The 20,830-nt window shown below is 49.3% G+C and carries 17 protein-coding genes and 2 riboswitches; of the genes, 9 read left to right on the top strand and 8 right to left on the bottom strand.

Annotated elements, in window-relative coordinates:
• Positions 1–215: helix-turn-helix domain-containing protein (locus IE094_RS14165; RefSeq protein WP_189641359.1), on the top strand; the 215-nt coding region annotated here is incomplete at its 5' end.
• 488 nt (positions 216–703) lie between these two features.
• On the opposite strand, the gene IE094_RS14160 is transcribed toward IE094_RS14165, so the two are convergent.
• Together IE094_RS14160 and IE094_RS14155 are read right to left on the bottom strand one after the other, a co-directional pair.
• On the bottom strand, positions 704–2,572 hold the full coding sequence (locus tag IE094_RS14160; RefSeq protein ID WP_189641358.1) for a GtrA family protein: 1,869 nt from the start codon (positions 2,570–2,572) through the stop codon (positions 704–706).
• A 3-nt stretch (positions 2,573–2,575) separates the two neighbouring features.
• Positions 2,576–3,598, bottom strand: a complete 1,023-nt coding sequence (locus IE094_RS14155) for a glycosyltransferase family 2 protein (protein ID WP_189641357.1) — start codon at positions 3,596–3,598, stop codon at positions 2,576–2,578.
• Between the two features lie 604 nt (positions 3,599–4,202).
• Here IE094_RS14155 and choX point away from each other — a divergent pair.
• From choX to choV, 3 genes are all read left to right on the top strand, one after another.
• The gene (choX, locus tag IE094_RS14150) at positions 4,203–5,129 is read left to right on the top strand and encodes a choline ABC transporter substrate-binding protein (protein WP_189641356.1); all 927 of its coding nucleotides are present in this window, start codon (positions 4,203–4,205) and stop codon (positions 5,127–5,129) included.
• Positions 5,130–5,202: 73 nt separating this feature from the next.
• Positions 5,203–6,042: a choline ABC transporter permease subunit gene (gene choW / locus IE094_RS14145; RefSeq protein ID WP_189641355.1), complete on the top strand. Its 840-nt coding sequence runs from the start codon at positions 5,203–5,205 to the stop codon at positions 6,040–6,042.
• Positions 6,039–7,073 (top strand): choline ABC transporter ATP-binding protein, encoded by a 1,035-nt coding sequence (gene choV, locus IE094_RS14140; protein ID WP_189641354.1) that lies wholly within the window; start codon positions 6,039–6,041, stop codon positions 7,071–7,073. Before choW ends, choV begins: the two co-directional genes overlap by 4 nt.
• Before the next feature lie 40 nt (positions 7,074–7,113).
• Here the strand turns inward: choV and IE094_RS14135 are convergent, their stop codons facing one another.
• The 5 genes from IE094_RS14135 to IE094_RS14115 are packed head-to-tail and all read right to left on the bottom strand — an operon-like array spanning position 7,114 to position 12,809.
• Positions 7,114–8,073 (bottom strand): ABC transporter substrate-binding protein, encoded by a 960-nt coding sequence (locus tag IE094_RS14135; RefSeq protein ID WP_189641353.1) that lies wholly within the window; start codon positions 8,071–8,073, stop codon positions 7,114–7,116.
• 23 nt (positions 8,074–8,096) lie between these two features.
• Positions 8,097–9,098: an ABC transporter permease gene (locus tag IE094_RS14130; protein WP_189641352.1), complete on the bottom strand. Its 1,002-nt coding sequence runs from the start codon at positions 9,096–9,098 to the stop codon at positions 8,097–8,099.
• Positions 9,095–10,597 (bottom strand): sugar ABC transporter ATP-binding protein, encoded by a 1,503-nt coding sequence (locus tag IE094_RS14125; RefSeq protein ID WP_189641351.1) that lies wholly within the window; start codon positions 10,595–10,597, stop codon positions 9,095–9,097. The genes IE094_RS14130 and IE094_RS14125 overlap by 4 nt, the downstream gene beginning before the upstream one ends.
• A complete protein-coding gene (locus tag IE094_RS14120; RefSeq protein ID WP_189641350.1) occupies positions 10,594–11,754 on the bottom strand; it encodes a Gfo/Idh/MocA family protein in 1,161 nt (386 codons plus the stop codon). The genes IE094_RS14125 and IE094_RS14120 overlap by 4 nt, the downstream gene beginning before the upstream one ends.
• The gene (locus IE094_RS14115; RefSeq protein ID WP_189641349.1) at positions 11,754–12,809 is read right to left on the bottom strand and encodes a sugar phosphate isomerase/epimerase family protein; all 1,056 of its coding nucleotides are present in this window, start codon (positions 12,807–12,809) and stop codon (positions 11,754–11,756) included. The genes IE094_RS14120 and IE094_RS14115 overlap by 1 nt, the downstream gene beginning before the upstream one ends.
• Positions 12,810–12,944: 135 nt before the next feature.
• Here IE094_RS14115 and IE094_RS14110 point away from each other — a divergent pair, with 135 nt between their 5' ends.
• From IE094_RS14110 to gcvP, 5 genes are all read left to right on the top strand, one after another.
• Complete coding sequence (locus IE094_RS14110; protein ID WP_189641348.1) at positions 12,945–13,952, top strand: LacI family DNA-binding transcriptional regulator; 1,008 nt, start codon at positions 12,945–12,947, stop codon at positions 13,950–13,952.
• Between the two features lie 70 nt (positions 13,953–14,022).
• The gene (locus IE094_RS14105) at positions 14,023–15,384 is read left to right on the top strand and encodes an aminotransferase (RefSeq protein ID WP_189641347.1); all 1,362 of its coding nucleotides are present in this window, start codon (positions 14,023–14,025) and stop codon (positions 15,382–15,384) included.
• Positions 15,385–15,437: 53 nt separating this feature from the next.
• Positions 15,438–15,525, top strand: a riboswitch (glycine riboswitch).
• 3 nt (positions 15,526–15,528) lie between these two features.
• A riboswitch (glycine riboswitch) is annotated at positions 15,529–15,591 on the top strand.
• A 72-nt stretch (positions 15,592–15,663) separates the two neighbouring features.
• Positions 15,664–16,794, top strand: a complete 1,131-nt coding sequence (gene gcvT, locus IE094_RS14100) for a glycine cleavage system aminomethyltransferase GcvT (RefSeq protein WP_229802367.1) — start codon at positions 15,664–15,666, stop codon at positions 16,792–16,794.
• A gap of 29 nt (positions 16,795–16,823) precedes the next feature.
• Positions 16,824–17,183, top strand: coding sequence for a glycine cleavage system protein GcvH (gene gcvH / locus IE094_RS14095; RefSeq protein WP_189641345.1), 360 nt, complete (start codon positions 16,824–16,826; stop codon positions 17,181–17,183).
• 15 nt (positions 17,184–17,198) lie between these two features.
• Entirely contained in the window at positions 17,199–20,042 is a 2,844-nt protein-coding gene (gene gcvP / locus IE094_RS14090) for an aminomethyl-transferring glycine dehydrogenase (RefSeq protein ID WP_189641344.1), read from the top strand.
• Positions 20,043–20,050: 8 nt separating this feature from the next.
• On the opposite strand, the gene IE094_RS14085 is transcribed toward gcvP, so the two are convergent.
• On the bottom strand, positions 20,051–20,824 hold the full coding sequence (locus tag IE094_RS14085) for a glycoside hydrolase family 25 protein (RefSeq protein ID WP_189641343.1): 774 nt from the start codon (positions 20,822–20,824) through the stop codon (positions 20,051–20,053).
• Positions 20,825–20,830: the final 6 nt, after the last annotated feature.

Here is a 20,830-nt window from a genome sequence, read left to right as displayed (position 1 = left end):
CGGATATAGAGGCCGCCAAGAGTGATGGGAGTAAGTACAGAGGGAAGAAGCACAGCTATGATCGTGAAGCATTCACAAAGGTTCAGGATATGAGTGGTACTGGTGCAGGAACTTCACAGATTGCTAAGGCTACAGGATTGACCCGACAGACCGTGTTGAGGATTGTGGGAGACCCTCAAGGATGTGAAGCAGCTTTGATTAGGTGGGGGATGTAGTTGGGATCGTGTATCTTCTTTATTTTTTGATTAGTGATTGAGCCTTATTACAGCATGATGACAATAGGTTGCACACTAGCAGGAAATGAAACTCTAAGGGATACCCTTAGGGATACCTTTAAGGTTTATGAAGAGGATCATTGTCATCCTCTAATTCAAAAAAACCTCTAGGGTTACCTTTAAAGTTACCCTTAAGGTAGGCAGTACTGAATTGGCTCATTCAATTGAGGTTGTTTGGTTGATCGGGTCTTACACTAGATAGATGGCTGGAGCGCAAATAAAGACCGCTGAGAGTCATTGATGACTGTCTGCCACGCCCACCCTCAAGCGCGACACGCTAACCCCGTCAGTGACACAGTGTGTCCACCTAATGACATCTCCAAGGACAGTCCCTGTCTTGGTATGCTCCAAAGCCGTTAAGACCATGCGGGCGCTTCTTGGCGTCATACCACCATTTTGTATATAATTCTTTCAAAACTTGCGCAATGTTAATGAGGAGCAGAGTTTTCGTCACTTAACCGCAAATAGAAATCGAACCTACCTGTAGACTTTTCCAAAACGTAGCTGTCCATAATTAGGGAAAAGCGATTGTCTTGCTCCATAAAACTGATCCAGTTGAAATCAGGTGTATTAATATATCCAGAGCGCTTATCGACCACAATCACACTTGGCGTAAATTGTTGAATATCCAGAACAACATCATCACGCGCAATTTCTCCGATCTTTCTCAATCGTTCGCAATATTCACTTTGCACTTCACAATCAGAGTTAAGCAGTCCGTTTACCACACCTGGTACTAACCATTGGCTTGAATGGCGAATCCCCCAAGTAACATCAGCGGCTAATGCTAATGGCGGCCCAGCTGAAACATGTGTTGTTAGAACTGAAACCGTGCCATGTTTCGCAACAAAATCAGAATAGTACGTTGCCATCGCATTTCGATAAGGTCCTTTATTGAGGAACACAGTGAAGCAGAAACACAAAACAAAAAGGCTAGACACCACAAGCCTAGTTAAACTTGTTGATACCACGACAATCCAGACCGCCAACACTGACGCAAAAGCTGTGAAAGGTACAATCTGATACTGAAAACCTGTAGCCTGCGTAAAGTAGACTGCAAGGCCACCCAAACATGCCGCGACCAATACGCCTGTGTTCCCGTCACGTTGGGGCGCTAATGTTGTGTAAATCACTAACAATGAGAATGGAATTGTCACCATTGGAAAGAAACGGCGCAACACCTCTGTACCGTGATGACCTACAGACCCGTATATATCGTTGGCGATAGGAACAATGTATGTGAGGTATTCTGGGTGTACCAACCAAACGAACCCAATATAACCTAATCCAAATACAAGAAACGTCCAATTCGACGCGCTGAAAATAGGTGCAAATGATCGCTGAGAGATTGCTTTCCATATAGACACAATTAACGGTATCACGATGAAGTATGGCTTTAGTAGCATCCCTAGACTACCAAAAGAAGCCCGAGCAATTTGTGACCGAGTACTATGGACGCCAGTAATTGGAAGCTGTCCAAATAGCCACGGCAACATGAATATAACTAAAACATGATCGCGTTGAACTAGGTTTGACGTTGCAGGGATTACAACCGCCGCTGCAACACCAATAATAAAGATGATGCGTCGTGTTTCTACGATGGATTGAACACCTAAAATGATGCTCCAACACCATAACAGACTAAAAGATAGCAGCGCTGAAAAGACAAGGTATTGAGAATTGGTTTCGCTTATTGACAATATATCAGCAGCTATAAGCGCTGGGACAGTATAGTAAAAGTTGATCGGAGGGTTCACTTCAATCACATCGACATAAAGCTTAGCTCCCTCCAGCCAGCGCCGTGTGGCAATTAAATACCAAGCTGTATCATGATTGATCATGCGCCCCCAAAAAACTGTGAGCACCAACCCTCCAATAGCAACAGCGATTAATAACCCTTTCGTAAAATCTGCACTAACAGTAGCTTTTTCATTATATACCCAAGTCTTTAACAGGGCAAAGCTAACGATAGGTACTGTAACTGCCGCACAAACCTGCGCGATAAAGTACGGCTGTTCGAGCACCGTAAAAATCATATATGTAACGAGCGCACTCACCATCAACCCTGTGATTGCAGAGACAGAAAACCGAACAAAGCTATCCATACCGCCTGAGGATTCATTAAACGTAAAACGTGAATGTCCAACGTACGAAAAAATGACTGCACAACAAAATCCGAACAAATTGGAAAGTTGAGCAGGGAATAATAAAAACTTCCCCGACATAAGAGCTGCAATAATGTGAACCAAAGTAGCGGTGATGCCCACCGCACCAAACCAAAGAAGTTGTTTCGGCATTTGTTAGGTCTGCTTTCGTTCTATTTTCGTCTGCTTAATTTCGTTTAAGTGCATATCATTTTTCCCTCGTAACCTACCTTGGCGAAGCACATAGAGTGGCCGCTGCCTCACCTCTGTATAGATGCGCCCAACATACTCGCCAATTATGCCAAGTGCGAACAGATTGAAGCCACCAAAGGTTAATATTAAGATGATAGTGGAAGCGTAGCCTGGAACGTCCCCCCCAAAAGCTAAGGTCTTTATCAGTATATACGCAGAATAGGTGAAGGACATTACTCCCATAAGCACACCGATATAAGACCAAACGCGCAACGGTGTTGTTGATGAAGAAAATATACCATCAAGCGCAAGTTTCCAAAGCTTCCAATAGCTCCACGCGCTTTCCCCGTCAGCACGAGCAGGCCGTTCATGTGTAAGTTCCGCAGTTTCAAATCCAACCCAACTGAATAAAGCTTTATTAAACCTCGAACGCTCACCCAATTGTCGCACAACCTCCACTACTTCACGATCAAGAAGTCGGAAATCACCAACATTGCGAGGGATTGGGTGGTCAGCCAGAATGTTGAATATCTTGTAAAAAGCACCTGCACTTGTGCGTTTTAACCAAGTATCTTGATCTCTGGTTATTCGTCGTGCATTCACAATCTGCGCACCATTCATCCAAAGGTTAAACATCTCTGGTATCAATTCTGGCGGATCTTGTAAGTCGACATCAATCGGGATCACCGCATCTGCATCAGTGTAATCAAGTCCCGCAGAAAGCGCAGCTTCTTTGCCAAAGTTACGTGACAAATTGATTGTCTTTATGTTCAAAGTTGATTGTGAAATTTCGTCAATAATCTGTTCAGTTTTGTCAGTACTGCCATCATTGACAAAGCAAATCTCAATAGTTGCTTTGTTTGAAAAGCCAACCAATACATCAGCAATTTTATTAACAAACGGTGCGATTGCTTGCTCTTCATTAAAAACTGGAACGATAAGCGCTAGCTTCGGCAGAGTTTCAGTCATTCGCTTATCTTCATTCACTGATAACCCCATATCTATATCTTTACGTGTTGGCTTGCGCCTTGTTTGTGGGTAAATAGACGAATTCACAAAAAAAATCACTACTAAAACTGGTTATTTTCGATTGATATATGAAGCTATTCACCTTCTCTTGCTTCGAAACTATGCCACAAGTCGTGGAAAGCATTAAAAGCGAGAGATTATGTTAGTTTAGTAACGTCATTATCAGACCAGTTATTTAGATTCCGTTTCTTTGGTATTGAGCAACTGATTTCGCAGACAAATGCGGATGATGATTTTAGTAAAAATCCACTCCGAAGCATTTCTCATTCCAAGTCACCTCAAATTTAGACAAAAAGTGTTACAGAAGGCTGTTACATCCTTGAAAAGACATAGATACTAAGCTATTGATTTCAAAAGAAACCTACTCGTGTATCGCGTTCCTCCTAGGCTCCACCAAATCCTCATACAACCATTCAATACCCCCCTAGGTGGCGCGGTATGTCGCAATCGGATCAATTGCGCCGAATTTTCCCCTATGATTCAAATGCTGCACATGTTTTGTTACAGCATGAAAATTTTGCGTACCGTTTTCGCAACAAAAACAACAAACAGGGAGATCATCATGAATCTATTCAACACATCCATTAGTGCGGTTGCACTGACAGCTGCGGCAAGCATGGCACAGGCCGATTGTGGCGAAGTTACGTTTTCCGACGTGGGCTGGACAGACATCACCGCAACAACAGCGGCTACCACTGTTGTGTTAGATGCGCTTGGCTATGACACGGATATCAAGGTTTTGTCCGTTCCTGTGACCTATGCGTCATTGGCAAAGGGTGACATCGATATTTTTCTTGGCAACTGGATGCCAACAATGGAAGGCGATATCGCGTCTTATCGCGAGGCTGGCACCGTTGATACGGTTGGCATGAACCTTGAAGGTGCGAAATATACACTGGCGGTGAACAAGGCTGCGTCCGACCTCGGCATCAACGGTTTTGGCGATATCGCGGCACATGCCGATGCGCTTGAGGGTAAAATTTACGGGATCGAGCCTGGCAATGACGGCAACCGTTTGATCCAATCCATGATTGATGACAACGCGTTTGATCTGAAAGATTTCGAAGTTGCAGAAAGTTCGGAACAAGGCATGTTGGCGCAGGTTGCGCGTGCAGATAAAAAAGGCGATCCGATCGTATTTTTGGGCTGGGAACCACATCCAATGAACGCCAATTTTGATATGTCATATTTGACAGGTGGCGATGATTTCTTTGGCCCGAATTTGGGTGGCGCAAACGTGTTTACAAACACACGTGCGGGTTACGTTGATGAATGCAAAAACGTTGGCGCATTATTGAACAACCTAACATTTACATTGGCCATGGAAAACGAAATCATGGGCGCGATCCTGAATGATGGCACTGATCCAGCAGAGGCCGCAACGGCTTGGCTGAGCGCGAATGCTGGCGTGTTGGACGGTTGGCTGGACGGTGTTACCACCATGGACGGTGGCGATGCTATGGAAGCGGTGAAAGCAGCGCTTAAATAATACAACTTACAAATTTCAAACCCCGCCCAAGTTGGCGGGGTTTGTTTTTGGCAAACCACGCGGGGGTGGCGCCATGGAATGGCTGACAGATAACAAAATTCCAGTTGGAAAGACCGCCAGCGCGGTTTTCGACTGGCTACAAGTAAACCTTGAATGGTTTTTCGATTTCTTATCAATCACTCTCGAAGGATTGATTGATGGTATTTTATGGGTTTTGCAAACGCCCCACCCGTTGTTGGTGGTGCTGGCATTTGTGGCGCTCACTTGGATTTTTCAACGCTCTTGGAAAACCTGTTTGATGATCTTGATCGGGTTCTTGTTCATTTTGAACCAAGATTACTGGGAAGAAACGACAGAGAGTTTGACCTTGGTTTTATCCGCCTGTGTGGTGTGTATGGCCGTGGGCGTTCCCATCGGGATCGCCATGGCACACCGCCCCAGACTATACGCATGGGCACGCCCCGTTTTGGATTTGATGCAGACCCTTCCCACGTTCGTTTACCTAATCCCTGCGATTGTGTTTTTTGGTATTGGCATGGTGCCAGGATTGATGGCCACGGTGATTTTCGTCCTGCCAGCGCCCATTCGTTTAACCCATCTTGGCGTATCGTCAACGCCCGCCGCATTGTTGGAATCAGCCGAAAGTTTTGGCGCAACACCGCGACAAAAGCTGTTCAAGGTTGAATTACCCTATGCCCTGCCTCAAATCATGGCGGGGTTGAACCAGACCATTATGTTGTCACTGTCGATGGTGGTGATCGCCGCATTGGTTGGTGCCGATGGTTTAGGCGTGCCAGTGGTGCGCGCGTTGAATACGGTGAACACCGCACTTGGGTTTGAAAGCGGATTTATCATTGTTGTCGTCGCAATCATGCTTGATCGTATGTTGCGTGTAGAGGAGCCGAAAAAATGAGCGCTGCAGTCATTTTCGACAATGTAAATATTGTATTCGGCGGCAAACCTGAACAGGCATTGCCACTGATGGACCAAGGTTTAACCCGCGCAGAAATCCAAGAACAAACCAACCAAGTACTGGGCGTGCACAATTGTTCATTAACCGTTGGCACGGGCGAAATTTTGGTGCTGATGGGTTTGTCGGGTTCGGGCAAATCCACATTGCTGCGCGCGGTGAATGGGTTGAACCCCGTGGTGCGCGGTGCAGTACATGTGAACAACGGCGATGAAATGATCGACGTCACAAAAACAGACAAGGCGACATTGCGCCAAATCCGCCTGCATCGTGTGGCGATGGTGTTTCAACAATTTGGTCTGTTGCCGTGGCGCACGGTTGCGCAAAATGTTGGTTTTGGCCTGGAAATGGACGGGATGGATGCGGGCGAAATGGCAACTCGGGTGAAAAACCAACTTGATCTGGTTGGCCTGTCGGACTGGGCCGATCGCAAGGTGGGCGAATTGTCAGGGGGCATGCAGCAACGTGTTGGGCTGGCCCGTGCATTCGCAACCGAAGCGCCGATTTTATTGATGGACGAACCGTTTTCTGCACTTGACCCGTTGATCCGCACACGTTTGCAGGATGAATTGTTGGAATTGCAAGCAACACTGAAACGCACGATAATTTTTGTCAGCCATGATTTGGACGAAGCGTTCAAAATCGGCGATCGCATAGCAATTATGGAGGGCGGGCGCATTGTGCAATGTGGCACACCCCAAGAAATCGTCGCCAACCCTGCGGATGAATATGTGGCCGATTTTGTGGCCCATATGAATCCGATGGGCGTGTTGCGTGCGTCGGATATTATGCAACCGACAAAACGCAAAACGTCCAAAGACACCGTAGATAGCAAAACGCCCGTGCGCGATGTGATGGCGCAATTGTCCAGCGGTGTTGATTGTATTTGTGTCAGTGATGGATCGGAATTGATTGGTCAGATAACCGCCCAAGACGCGCTTGGCGCATTGCTTGATCCCAAAAGCAACGGATAATGAACGGGTGTGGCGAAAACCGCCACACCCTTTTTTCCAATTAAAATGGGCTGTCTGGGAAGTAGAAATCCGCAGCATTTTCAGGTGTCACCAATTGTGACCCGATGATAAACCGCCCAGAAACGGGTGTCGCAGAGACAAGCCCAAGCGCCGTCATTTCAATCGCCGATGAAATTTGCGCAGGTGGATATGTGACGTTCACAGGTAACTGTGGATCGCCATCACGGATGCGCCCGATGATTTCTTTCATGCCGGCACCGCCAACAATCCACATTTCCTCTTTACGTCCGGCTTGTGCGATTGCCTCCATCACGCCGATGGCCATATCGTCATCCGCCGCCCAGACCGCGTCGATTTCGCTGTATTTCGACAAGAAATCTTGCATCACGTTGAACGCATCATCGCGGTTCCAGTTACCGTGCTGCATGTCCAAAATTTCAACACCAGATCCATCAAGCGCGGCAGTGAATGCATCCACCCGCTCATTATCAAGCGTGGTTGGAATGCCGCGCAAAACAACGATTTTTTGACCAGATTGCAAATTTTCGCGGAAATATTCACCCGCAACACGGCCAAATCCAGGATTGTCACCAGCGACGTATAAATCCTCGATGCCCGGAACAGACAGACCACGGTCTACAACCGTAACCCAAATACCTTGTTCCGCCACGGCCTGAACCGGTGATGTTAGTGGTTCGCTTTCAAATGGCAAAACAACCAGCGCATCAATGTCGCGTGTGGCAACCATATCTTCGATATCGTTGACCATTTTGGATGCATCACCCGCCGTGGCTAGTACAAAATCAAGCTGAGGATAGGTTTCTTTGACACGTTTAATCGTGTCTTGGGCGTGGAAATTCAACCCACCCATAAACCCGTGTGTGGCCGAAGGGATCGCCACACCGATGCGATGCGTTATCTCTTGTGCGTTGGCGGTCTTTGCAACCGTGCCAACCGCACCCGCAACCGCGGCTGTTGTCAGAAATTCTCTGCGTTTCATTTTTCTTCTCCCATGGTTTACCGCTAATCAGCGGTCTTTTTTTCGCGCTGTAAAACAACAGCGAGAATGACAATCACGCCTTGGATCGTGCCGTTCAAATACGGGGATACGATCGACGCGAGGTTTAAAATATTATCAATGAGGCTAAGGATCAGAACACCAATCACGGTGCCCCAAACACGCCCTGTTCCCCCCTTGAGCGCAGTGCCACCAATAATCACGGCGGCAATCGCCTCTAGTTCCCAAAGAACACCCGTTGATCCCGATGCGGAACCCAGACGTGGCACATACATAATCGTGGCAAGACCAACCAAAACACCCAGCAATGCATACGTTGCGATACGCACACGGTTCACCTTGATCGCGGAATAAACGGCGACTTGTTGGTTTGCACCAATGGCCGAACAATGGCGGCCAAAACGTGTGTGGCGCATGGTGATTTCACCAATGATGGCCACGGCCGCAAAGACGATGATCGGCCAACTGATGCCAAAAATCCCATCGTAATATACCGGGCGGTAAATACCCCGCAAATCAAAGCTGAGCGATAGCGTGCCACCATCGGCAAGCCATGTCACCAATGATCGATAAATCCCCATTGTGCCGAGGGTGACAATGAATGCCTCTATCCTGACCTTGGCAATGAGAAACCCATTCAACCAACCTGCGGCAAACCCTGAAATCGCGGCAATCAACATGCCCATGATAATCACCGGCACCCCAACCCCCATAATTGGGATTAACGAGTTCATCGATAGGATCATCACACCCGCAATAAACGCGGCCATTGATCCAACAGACAAATCAATGCCCCCTGATGTAATCACGAATGTCATGCCAACCGCGATGATGCCAATGAATGCAGAGCGCGCCAAAACATTGGTGACATTACCGTAGCTTAGGAAATTTGAATTCAAACATGCACCCAAAATGATCAACGCGATCAGCGCAAATAATGGCCCAAGCAGATGAAAATTCAATTTGCGTTTTTGCGCCTGTGGCGCGGTGGTTGTTGTATCTGTCATGCTGCTGTTGCCTTATTTTGTGTCATGCCCATGGCAAGACGTACAATCGTGCCCTCGTTGATATCATCTCCCGTTAATTCGCCCGCGACACGCCCCGACGCCATAACGATCACGCGGTTGGATAACCCGATCACCTCTGACATTTCGGATGAAATCACGATCACGGATTTGCCGCTGGCGGCCAGTTGATTGATGAATTCGTAAATTTGTTGTTTGGTGCCAATATCAATCCCCCGTGTGGGTTCATCGATGATGACAATATCGGGTTCGGCCAACATAGTTTTTGCCAGCAATAGTTTTTGCTGGTTCCCACCCGATAGGTTGCCCGCATTCATTTCGCGATCCCCCGCACGAATATCAAAGTCAGCGATGGCGGTATCAAGTGCGCGTTCTTCGTCGGCCTTGTTGATGAACAATCCAGACAATTGATCAAGTGCTAACAGCGTGAGGTTTTCGCGCAGATTTTTTTGCAGCAACAAACCCTTTTCCTTGCGATCCTCGGTCAAATAAACCATGCCCGCCTGACGTGCCGCCAAAACGGAGTTTGATTTGAGGGGTTTATTGTTGATTGCAACCTGCCCAGTGGCGTGGCGCAAACCAACCACACCTTCCATCATTTCGGTGCGCCCAGATCCAACCAGCCCTGCGATGCCCAGAACCTCGCCCTTGTGCAAAGTGAATGATATGTCTTCAACCCAGCCCGTAACGGACAGGTTTTCAACACTTAACACGGTTTCATCTTGGGGTGTTTGCAGTGGCGGGAACAGATTGGACAATTCGCGCCCGACCATGGTTTCAGCCATTTGATCTTCGCTCAATCCTTTGGCGTGATCGGCAAAAACCTGATGACCGTCACGCAAAACGGTGACGTAATCCGCGATATGCGCGATTTCATCAAGCTTGTGCGACGTATATAAAATCGCCGTGCCTTGTTCTCGCAGCCGATCAATTTGTTCAAGCAAAATATCGGTTTCACGACTGGTTAAAACGGCGGTGGGTTCGTCCATGATTAACACGCGCGCGTTGCGCCCCAATGCCTTGGCGATTTCCACCATCTGGCGGTTGGGCACGGAAATTTCGGAAATTTTCGCGCGCGGATCAATTGGACAGTTCAGACGTTCCAATAATGCCCTGCTTTGGTCATGCATGGCGGCGTGATCCAGCAATAAGCCGCGTTTGATTTCACGTCCAAGAAATATGTTTTCCGCCACGCTAAGCTGTTGAGCCAGATTAAATTCCTGATGGATCATAATCACACCAGCGTCTTCTGCCGCCTGTGATGATGCGAATTGCACAGGCGTTCCACCCAGTAAAACTTGCCCCGCACTTGGTTGCAAATATCCTGCGAGGATTTTCATCGTGGTTGATTTGCCTGCACCGTTTTCACCGATCAATGCGTGAACCTGCCCCGCGTGCAGCGCAAAATCGATTTCGTGCAACACCTGAACGGGGCCAAAGCTGCGTGAAACATTTTGGATTTCTAATACGGGGGTGGTCATTTGATAGTCACCCACGCAGCATCGCGTTTGGACGAACGCACGCAGGCATCGATAAATGCCATACCCTCAACCCCATCATGAATGGTTGGGAAAGTCACATCGCTTGGCGGTGCATCCCCTGTGCGATGGGCGATGATGGCGCGCGCGGCCTCGCTATAAATCGTGGCAAAGGCTTCGAAAAATCCTTCGGGGTGGCCCGCAGGTGTACGTGATACGCGCATTGCGTCGGTGTGATTGCCGACACCATTTCGTGTGATAAGCCGTTTATGATCGCCATTTGGCGTGAACCATAAATTGGTTGGGTTTTCCTGTGCCCATTCCAACCCGCCCTTTTCGCCAAACACACGAATGCGCAAACCGTTTTCATTGCCAGGGGCAACTTGGCTGCACCATAACATACCCCGCGCACCGCCATGAAATCGCAACATCACATGCGCATTGTCATCCGTCAGACGCCCATCAACGAAATATTGCAAATCGGCAGCAAGACTTTCGAGTTCCAACCCCGTCACAAACCGCGCAAGATTATAGGCATGGGTTCCAATATCACCCGTTGCCCCACCTGCACCGCTACGCTCGGGATCATTGCGCCAATCGGCCTGTTTATTGTCCGCCTCGGCGGGATCGGTCATCCAATCTTGGGGATATTCCACCTGTACCACACGGATTTTACCAAGTGTGCCATCGCGCACCATTGCACGCGCTTGGCGCATCATTGGATAGGCAGTGTAATTATGCGTGAGCACAAATAATGCGTCTGACTTATCAACCGCCGCCGCCATTTTCTTGGCATCAGCCAAGGTAGACGTGAGCGGTTTATCACAAATCACGTGGATGCCGCGTTTTAAAAATTCGCGCGCCACAGGGAAATGCATGTGGTTGGGGGTGACGATTGAAACCGCCTCGATCCCATCCTTAAGCCGTGCTTCGCGTTTTGCCATTTCCACATAATTGGCATAGCTGCGATCGTTCGGAAGCCCAATTTCTTGCGCAGAAATTGCTGCCTTTTCTGGAGTGGATGATAATGCGCCCGCAACCAATTCATATTTATCGTCAATGCGGCTTGCGATGCGATGCACGCCGCCGATAAATGCGCCGCTGCCCCCACCGACCATGCCAAGACGAATTTTGCCGGTACGGTTTTCAAACTTGCCCATTAATCCAGCCCCAACATCGTGCGGTTCTGAGCATCATCCGTGCCGCCATCGGCGAAATCATCGAAGGCCTTGTCGGTCACGCGAATGATGTGATCGCGCACGAATGCGGCCCCTTCGCGTGCGCCGTCTTCGGGGTGTTTCAACGCACACTCCCATTCAACTACAGCCCAGCCATCAAAATCATTTGCTGTCAGTTTGGAAAACACGGCACCAAAATCAACCTGTCCATCGCCAAGACTTCTGAAGCGTCCAGCCCGATCAACCCATGACTGATACCCACCATAAACGCCTTGGCGTCCCGTTGGATTAAATTCCGCATCTTTCACATGAAACATGCGGATGCGATCGGCATAGATGTCGATATTGTCCAGATAATCCAAACATTGCAGAACGTAATGGGATGGATCGTATAACATGTTGCACCGCGCGTGATTATCGACGCGTTCCAAAAACATCTCAAACGTGACACCATCGTGCAAATCTTCGCCAGGGTGGATTTCGTAGCAAACATCAACACCGCAATCATCGGCGTAATCCAAGATCGGGCGCCAGCGTTTTGCCAATTCGTCAAACGCCGCCTCGACCAATCCGGCGGGGCGTTGTGGCCATGGATAAACATAAGGCCACGCCAATGCGCCAGAAAAAGATGCCATTGCACCGATCCCCATGTTTTGCGATGCTTTCAACGCCTTTTTCACCTGATCGACGGCCCATTCTTGGCGGGCCTTTGGATCACCCTGAACACTTGGCGCTGCAAACCCATCCATTGGCAAATCATAGGCTGGATGCACCGCAACCAACTGCCCCTGCAAATGCGTAGACAATTCGGTCACATCCACACCGTTGTCCAATGCTTGGCCGACAAATGTATCGCAATAATCTTTGGACGACGCGGCGAGTTCCAGATCAATCAAGCGCGCATCCCACGATGGCACCTGCACGCCAGCATAGCCACAATCGGCCGCCCATTTGGTAATTTCATCCCAAGAATTGAACGGCGCATCATCGCCAGCGAATTGCGCCAAGAATAGCGCAGGGCCTTTAATCTTTTTCAATGTAGTCTCCTCCAAGACACGAAATACGCTGCGAAACTTGCAATGTAATCGTTTACATGGAACCATAATTCAAATGTAATCGTTTACAAGTTTTTTTTGTTATGGCAAAAGATTGCAATTCAAATGGGCGGAACCGTGCAGGCAAAAACAGCGAAAATTCAAGACGTTGCACGCATTGCGGGTGTATCAACCGCCACCGTCAGCCGTGCGTTATCCAACCCTGATTTGGTCGCCGAATCCACGCGCAAGGCGGTGATGGACGCCGTTGAAGAATCGGGTTACCGGATAAACCACGCCGCGCGAAATTTGCGCCGCCAGCGCAGCGGCAGCATCCTTGCGCTTGTACCCAATTTGGCCAACCCGTTTTTTTCCCAAATCTTGGCTGGGCTTTCATCTGTGTTATCGCCAGCGGGGTATGGGTTGTTGATCGCGGATACCCAAACCGATAACAACCCACAGGAACGATTGCGCAGCTATATCCTAAATGGTCTTGCGGATGGGATCGTAATTTTTGATGGGCATTTGCCCGAAAAACAAATGTTACCTCCACAACACCCCCCCATTGTATTGGCCTGTGAATGGGTTGATTTTGATCTGCCATCGGTGCGCGTTGATAACGCAAAAGGTGCGCAAATCGCCATTCAACATCTGTATGATAACGGGCATCGGCGTATTGGGCATATCACGGGGCCGCTTGGCAATGTGTTGGCCGACAGCCGATTAAACGGGATGAAAAACACGCTGGAACAGCTTGGGCTTGCTGTGCGCAAGGAATGGATATTCAATGGCGATTATAGCATGGATTCAGGTACATTTGCCGCCAAGCAATGGTTGGCGTTAGATGATCGCCCCACAGCCGTTTTTTGTGCCAGCGATGAAATGGCGACAGGTTTCATGGGTGCGCTGCAACATGCGGGCATTGATGTCCCAAATGATGTATCCGTTGTTGGCTTTGACAATATCGAGGTGGTCGAACATCTAACCCCTGCCCTGACCACCATTCGCCAGCCCCGCCGATTGATCGGACAACATGCGGGGCAAATGGTAATGAACATGATTGACGATGGGGTTATGAGCTGTGCATCAGAAATCATCCCCGTGGAATTGATTGAACGCAAAAGCGTGGTCGCCCCAAAAACATAATCTCAACCTCAGCACTTGGCAGCCAGATCATTTTTATGGTTCTATCAGGTGACATTAAAAGGCTGCAAAAATGACAAACACCCCCTCGCTCGATGAAATTCACCGTCTGGATCGTGAACATGTTGTCCACCCGTGGCATGCGATGGATGCGTGGCGCGGCTATGACAACATGTTGGTTGATACCGCTGATGGAATTTATCTCTACGATGGTACGGGGCGCAAATTTATTGATGGGCCCGGTGGGATGTGGTGCGTTCAGATCGGTTATGGACGCCAAGAAATGGCCGATGCCATTGCAGTGCAAGCGATGAAATTACCCTATGCATCGCCATTCACAAATGCCACAGAACCTGCGGCGATTCTGGCGCAAAAACTGGTGGATTTTGCCCCAAACGATTTGAACAATGTGTTTTTTACAACTGGTGGTTCCACGGCCGTTGATACCGCGTTGCGTGCTATGCATTTCATGAATAACAACCTTGGGCGCAAAAATAAAAAGATCATTCTGGCGCGTGAAAAAGGATATCATGGTTCCACCTATTTGGCGGCCAGCGTTACGGGCAAGGAACGCGATGTTTCCCAGTTTGATACCGCGCGCGACTTGGTGCATTTTTTGCCAGATGTGAACCCATATCATCGCCCTGATGGCATGTCGGTTGATCAGTGGTGCGATGCCAAGGTTGCGGATTTGCAAAGCGCAATTGATACGCATGGCGCGGATAAAATCGGGGCATTTATCGCCGAACCGATTTTATGCAGCGGCGGTGTGATTATTCCCCCCGAAGGGTATCACAAACGCACATTCGATATCTGTCGTGCGAACGACATCCTCTATATCTCTGATGAGGTGGTTACAGGTTTTGGGCGGCTTGGCCATTGGTTTGCATCATATGATGAATTTGGGATTGAGCCCGATATGATCACCTGTGCCAAGGGTTTGACATCAGGCTATATGCCCCTTGGTGCTTGTATTATTTCCGATTCAGTCATGGAACGTATGACCAGCGACGATCCCGTGCTGTTTTCCAATGGATATACATATTCCGCCCATCCCGTCAGCTGTGCCGCGGCATTGAAAAACATTGAAATTATGGAACGCGAAAACCTGTTGGATCACGTCAAAACCGTGACCCCGCATTTTCAAAAACGCCTGCAAGATTTGCGCAAATATCCCATCGTCGGCGATGTGCGAGGCATGGGATTACTGGGCTGTATCGAGGGGCGATTATCAAAAGACGGATCGCGATTGTCCGATGAACGCCAGATTGGGCAAATGCTGGATGATGCCTGCGAGGAAATGGGATTGTTGGTACGCCCATTGATTAACATGTGTGTGTTTTCGCCCCCGCTCACCATCACAATTGATGAAATTAATCTGATGTTTGATATCCTTGAAAAAGCGGTTGATCAGGTCGGGCAACAGATGATTTAACGCAATGCGTCGAATTTTGATTGATCGCGTCGCATATCGACGCTAAATAGATTCTGTCTGGTTCGGGAGACATTGATCCCAATCAAGGCCGAAGGAGCAACCGCCTCGGAAACTCTCAGGCAAAAGGACCGTATCGGACACAAACTCTGGAGAGTGGTGCGAATGCACCCGCCGAAGGGATAGCGATCTCAGGCACCCATGACAGAGGAGGCATCAACGCAAGGCATCACGCTTTGTTAAATGGTGCTGGGAACACTCAGCCAAACACGGGGACGAACATTGGCTGAATTAAAACAAACACCGCTCTATAATCTACACGTCGAACTGGGTGCCAAAATGGTGCCATTTGCGGGGTATGACATGCCCGTGCAATATCCGATGGGCGTGATGAAGGAACATTTGGCAACCCGAACAGGTGCTGGTTTATTTGACGTCAGCCATATGGGCCAAGTCGTGTTATGGCCACGTTCCAAAGAATACAAAGACGCCGCATTAGCATTGGAAAAATTGGTTCCCATTGATGTTCTTGGCCTTGAACCCATGCGCCAACGCTATGCGTTTTTCACCAACGATCAGGGCGGAATTCAGGACGATCTGATGGTTACCAATCTGGGCGATCATATCTTTTTGGTGGTAAATGCCGCATGCAAAGACGCCGATATCATGCACATGCAAGACAACCTGTCAGCCGATTGTATGGTCGAGGTGATCACAGATCGGGCACTATTGGCATTGCAAGGCCCCAAGGCCGAAACCGCATTGGCCAAAATCAATCCAGAAGTGGCAAACATGAAATTCATGGATGTGATCGAGTTGGAATTGAACGGCGCGAAATGTGTGGTTTCGCGATCCGGCTACACTGGCGAAGATGGTTATGAAATTTCTGTACACGAAGACGACGCCGACGCATTGGCGCGCGCATTATTGGCGGATGCAGATGTGGAACCCATCGGATTGGGTGCGCGCGATTCATTACGTCTGGAGGCAGGGCTATGTCTCTATGGAAACGATATTGATACCGAAACCACCCCGATAGAGGCCGCATTAAACTGGGCCATTCAAAAAGTTCGCCGTAAAGGTGGCGAACGTGAAGGTGGATTTGTTGGATCTGAAATTATTTTGGATCAAATGGAAAACGGTACTGCGCGTAAACGCGTTGGATTGCTGCCCGCAGGTCGCGCCCCAATGCGCGATGGCACGCCATTATTTGCCAGCGAAACAGACGATGAACAAATCGGTGCGGTCACGTCTGGTGGATTTGGCCCTACAATCGAAGGCCCGATGTCCATGGGATATGTCCCAACGGGGCTCGCCGCAATCGGTACCGAAATTTTCGCCGAAATACGTGGCAAACGCATGGCGGCAACGGTCACAAAAATGCCGTTCACCCCCGCAAATTTCAAACGCTAAAAAAACACATCAACAAGGAGAACACCCAGATGAAATTCACCGAAGAACACGAATGGCTGGAACCAAATGACGACCACGTAATCGTTGGCATCACACCACACGCCGCCGAAGCATTGGGCGAATTGGTATTCGTTGAATTACCAGAGGCGGGCATCAATGTATCAAAGGGTGACGATGTCGTCGTGATCGAAAGCGTAAAAGCTGCATCCGATATTTTGGCCCCACTTGATGGCGAAATCATTGAGGTCAACGAAGCCTTGGTCGAAAACCCAGCCTTGGTAAACGAAGACCCATTGGGTGCCGCTTGGTTTTTCAAAATGAAACTGACCACACCGTCCGACATGGACGAGTTGATGGAAGAAGACGAATACAAAGAGTTGATCGGCTAACCCAAGGATGCCCCTATGACTTACGATATGACAGATTACAAAGCATATGATTTTGCGAACCGACGCCACATCGGCCCATCGCCCGCAGAAACAGAAGAAATGCTAAAGGTTGTGGGGGCTGCGTCCCTTGATGCGCTGATTGATGAAACTGTGCCCAAAAGCATTCGTCAAAAAAAGGCGTTGGATACGGGTGAACCCATGTCAGAATGGCAATTGCTGAGCTATATGCGTGATGTTGGCAAAATGAACCGCGTTGTCACTTCTTTGATCGGGCAAGGATATTACGACACGTTCACTCCCCCCGCCATTCAGCGCAACATTTTGGAAAACCCTGCATGGTACACGGCATATACCCCGTATCAGCCAGAAATTTCCCAAGGCCGATTGGAAGCATTGTTAAACTATCAAACCATGATCATTGATCTAACAGGGATGGAAGTGGCCAACGCATCACTGCTGGATGAATCCACCGCCTGTGCCGAAGCAATGACAATGGCGCAACGTGTTTCAAAATCCAAAGCGACCAAGTTTTTCATCGACGAAAACTGTCACCCGCAAAACATTGATGTGATGCGCACACGCGCTGCACCGCTAAACATTGAAATTGTGGTTGGATCAGTTGATGATTTGAACGCAGACGAAGTATTTGGGGCGATTTTCCAATACCCAGGAACGCATGGGCATGTGCGTGATTTCACACCACAAATGGAAGCCCTGCACGCGGCCAAGGCCATTGGTGTTGTTGCCGCCGATCCATTGTCCCTAACCTTGATCAAAGAACCGGGTGCGATGGGTGCTGATATCTGTGTCGGGTCAAGCCAACGATTTGGCGTGCCCCTTGGATATGGCGGCCCGCACGCGGCATATATGTCCACGCGCGATGCATTTAAACGCAACATGCCAGGGCGCATTGTCGGTGTGTCTGTCGATGCACGTGGCAACAAGGCCTATCGCTTGGCGTTGCAAACCCGCGAACAACATATTCGCCGTGAAAAGGCGACATCCAATGTTTGTACCGCCCAAGCATTATTGGCAGTGATGGCATCAATGTACGCGGTTTTCCACGGCCCCGTGGGGTTAAAGGCAATTGCGCAGCGTATTCATTTGATGGGCTCAAAACTGGCATCTGGTATTGCCCAGCTTGGCTTTACCATTGATGCTCCAGAGTTTTTTGACACATTCGCGGTGGAGGTTGGCGCATTACAATCTGTCATCATCAAGTCCGCATTAAATGAAGGCGTGAATTTACGCGCAGTTGGCAAAACAAAAATTGGTATTTCTGTGGATGAAATGACCACGGATGAAACGTTGGGTGCCGTTTGGCGTGCCTTTGGTTTGGATGATGCTGCATTCCCAACCGATGCGAAACATTGCCTGCCAGATGGTATGGCGCGTGCGTCTGAATATATGACCCATCCAATTTTTCACATGAACCGATCAGAGGCAGAAATGACACGTTATATGCGCCGTCTTGCCGATCGTGATTTGGCATTGGATCGCGCGATGATCCCGCTTGGGTCTTGCACGATGAAGCTCAACGCGGCGGCGGAAATGATGCCAATCACATGGAAAGGTTTCGCCAATATTCACCCCTATGCACCAAAATCGCAAACCATGGGTTACGATTTTTTGATCAAAGATTTGTCGAAAAAGCTTTGTGAAATAACGGGTTACGATGCGATCTCAATGCAACCTAACTCTGGTGCACAGGGCGAATATGCTGGGTTGTTGACCATCGCTGCATACCACCGCGCCAATGGCGATGATCACCGCGACATCTGTTTGATCCCAATGTCGGCACACGGCACCAACCCTGCCAGTGCGCAAATGGTGGGTTACAAAGTTGTCGCCGTGGCAACGGCGGAAAATGGCGATATTGACGTGGATGATTTCCGCGCCAAGGCCGAACAGCATTCCGAAAACCTTGCCGCGTGCATGATCACATATCCATCCACTCACGGCGTATTCGAAGAGCGCGTGCGCGAAATCTGTGACATCACCCATGAACATGGCGGACAGGTCTACATGGATGGCGCGAATATGAACGCGATGGTGGGCTTGGCCCAACCTGGTGAAATTGGGTCTGATGTTTCGCACCTGAACCTGCACAAAACATTTTGCATTCCACATGGTGGTGGTGGCCCCGGCATGGGACCCATCGGCATTAAAAAACACCTTATTCCCCACCTTCCTGGGCATCACAGCGAAGGCACGTCAGGTGCGGTATCGGCGGCACAATATGGTTCACCCAGCTTGCTTCCCATTTCATGGGCCTATTGCTTGATGATGGGTGCGGATGGCCTGACACAAGCAACCAAATTCGCAATCTTAAATGCCAATTACATCGCCAAGCGATTGGAAGGTGCATATGATGTGCTCTACAAGGGCCCCAAGGGCCGTGTGGCGCATGAATGCATTTTGGACACCCGCCCCATGGCCGAATACGGTGTTACGGTGGACGATGTCGCGAAACGCTTGGTTGATTGCGGATTTCACGCGCCGACCATGTCTTTCCCCGTTTCGGGCACATTGATGGTGGAACCAACTGAATCCGAACCAAAGGCGGAACTTGATCGTTTTTGCGATGCAATGCTTGCCATCCACGCAGAAGCACAGGATGTGAAATCTGGCAAATACCCAGCCGACAATAACCCGTTGCACAATGCCCCACACACCATGCGCGATTTGGTTAGCGATTGGGATCGCCCCTATTCACGTGAACAGGGTTGCTTCCCTCCTGGATCATTCAAGGTGGATAAATACTGGGCGCCTGTGAACCGTGTGGACAATGCGTTTGGTGATCGTAACTTGATCTGCTCTTGCCCGCCAATGGATGAATACCAAGACGCAGCCGAATAAGGCGCGCGTTAACGCGCGTTTCGCACAACCCAACTTGACCAAGCCTGTGTGCCGCCAGAGAAGACGTTTATATCCGTCGGGCGCGGCACACCGGGCACAATTCCTGATCCTGTGTATTGCCAAAATGCCCAAGGCCGGTTGGGATAGATTTTGGATGGGTGTGCTGCGACGGAACGCAACCAGAATTCATATCCACGCACGCGCCACAGCTCGTTTCGATGATAAAAATCTACGGTGGCATAGATCACTGGGCGCTGGCCATATGCCGTGCCAACCCGATCCAAAAATACCCGCATTTCGCTGCGTACCTTTGCTGGTTCTGGGCGAAAACGACAAGTCGGTGAACGATGGTTCCATTCCATGTCCAAAACAGGTGGCAATGCCCCGCGCGATTTTGGCACATTTTGAATGAACCAATTCGCCTGTTGATACGCCGGGCGACAGAAGTAGTAAAAATGATATGCGCCGCGTTTTACACCAGCGCGCGCAGCACCTCGCCAGTTTTCATTGAATTTTTCATCCAGATGATCGCCACCTTCGGTTGCCTTGATATAGGCGAATTTTATCCCGGATCGGCGCACCGTTCGCCAATCAATCGTCCCTTGGTATTTGGAAACGTCGATACCATGCACTGTATATTGCCACGGCTTTCTTCCTTGCCAATCGTGGGGATCGGCATCCGCAAATCGGGTTCCATTTGGCTGTAACGGTGCGTTGACGGGTTCGGGGGCACGCCCACCACAGGCGGCCAAGAATAACATCACCAACAAAATGCACCGCATAATCAC

The organism is Paramylibacter ulvae (assembly GCF_014652655.1).
Classification (GTDB): domain Bacteria; phylum Pseudomonadota; class Alphaproteobacteria; order Rhodobacterales; family Rhodobacteraceae; genus Amylibacter; species Amylibacter ulvae.
Note: the sequence above shows the minus strand (reverse complement) of the source record. Positions and strands in the feature narration are given on the sequence as shown.

What these genes read in the sequence shown, in the direction of transcription:
- IE094_RS14160 (WP_189641358.1), bottom strand. Translation starts at nt 2,572, where the DNA reads ATGCCGAAACAACTTCTTTGGTTTGGTGCGGTGGGCATCACCGCTACT.
- choX (WP_189641356.1), top strand. Translation starts at nt 4,203, where the DNA reads ATGAATCTATTCAACACATCCATTAGTGCGGTTGCACTGACAGCTGCG.
- choW (WP_189641355.1), top strand. Translation starts at nt 5,203, where the DNA reads ATGGAATGGCTGACAGATAACAAAATTCCAGTTGGAAAGACCGCCAGC.
- choV (WP_189641354.1), top strand. Translation starts at nt 6,039, where the DNA reads ATGAGCGCTGCAGTCATTTTCGACAATGTAAATATTGTATTCGGCGGC.
- IE094_RS14135 (WP_189641353.1), bottom strand. Translation starts at nt 8,073, where the DNA reads ATGAAACGCAGAGAATTTCTGACAACAGCCGCGGTTGCGGGTGCGGTT.
- IE094_RS14130 (WP_189641352.1), bottom strand. Translation starts at nt 9,098, where the DNA reads ATGACAGATACAACAACCACCGCGCCACAGGCGCAAAAACGCAAATTG.
- IE094_RS14125 (WP_189641351.1), bottom strand. Translation starts at nt 10,597, where the DNA reads ATGACCACCCCCGTATTAGAAATCCAAAATGTTTCACGCAGCTTTGGC.
- IE094_RS14120 (WP_189641350.1), bottom strand. Translation starts at nt 11,754, where the DNA reads ATGGGCAAGTTTGAAAACCGTACCGGCAAAATTCGTCTTGGCATGGTC.
- IE094_RS14105 (WP_189641347.1), top strand. Translation starts at nt 14,023, where the DNA reads ATGACAAACACCCCCTCGCTCGATGAAATTCACCGTCTGGATCGTGAA.
- gcvH (WP_189641345.1), top strand. Translation starts at nt 16,824, where the DNA reads ATGAAATTCACCGAAGAACACGAATGGCTGGAACCAAATGACGACCAC.
- gcvP (WP_189641344.1), top strand. Translation starts at nt 17,199, where the DNA reads ATGACTTACGATATGACAGATTACAAAGCATATGATTTTGCGAACCGA.
- IE094_RS14085 (WP_189641343.1), bottom strand. Translation starts at nt 20,824, where the DNA reads ATGCGGTGCATTTTGTTGGTGATGTTATTCTTGGCCGCCTGTGGTGGG.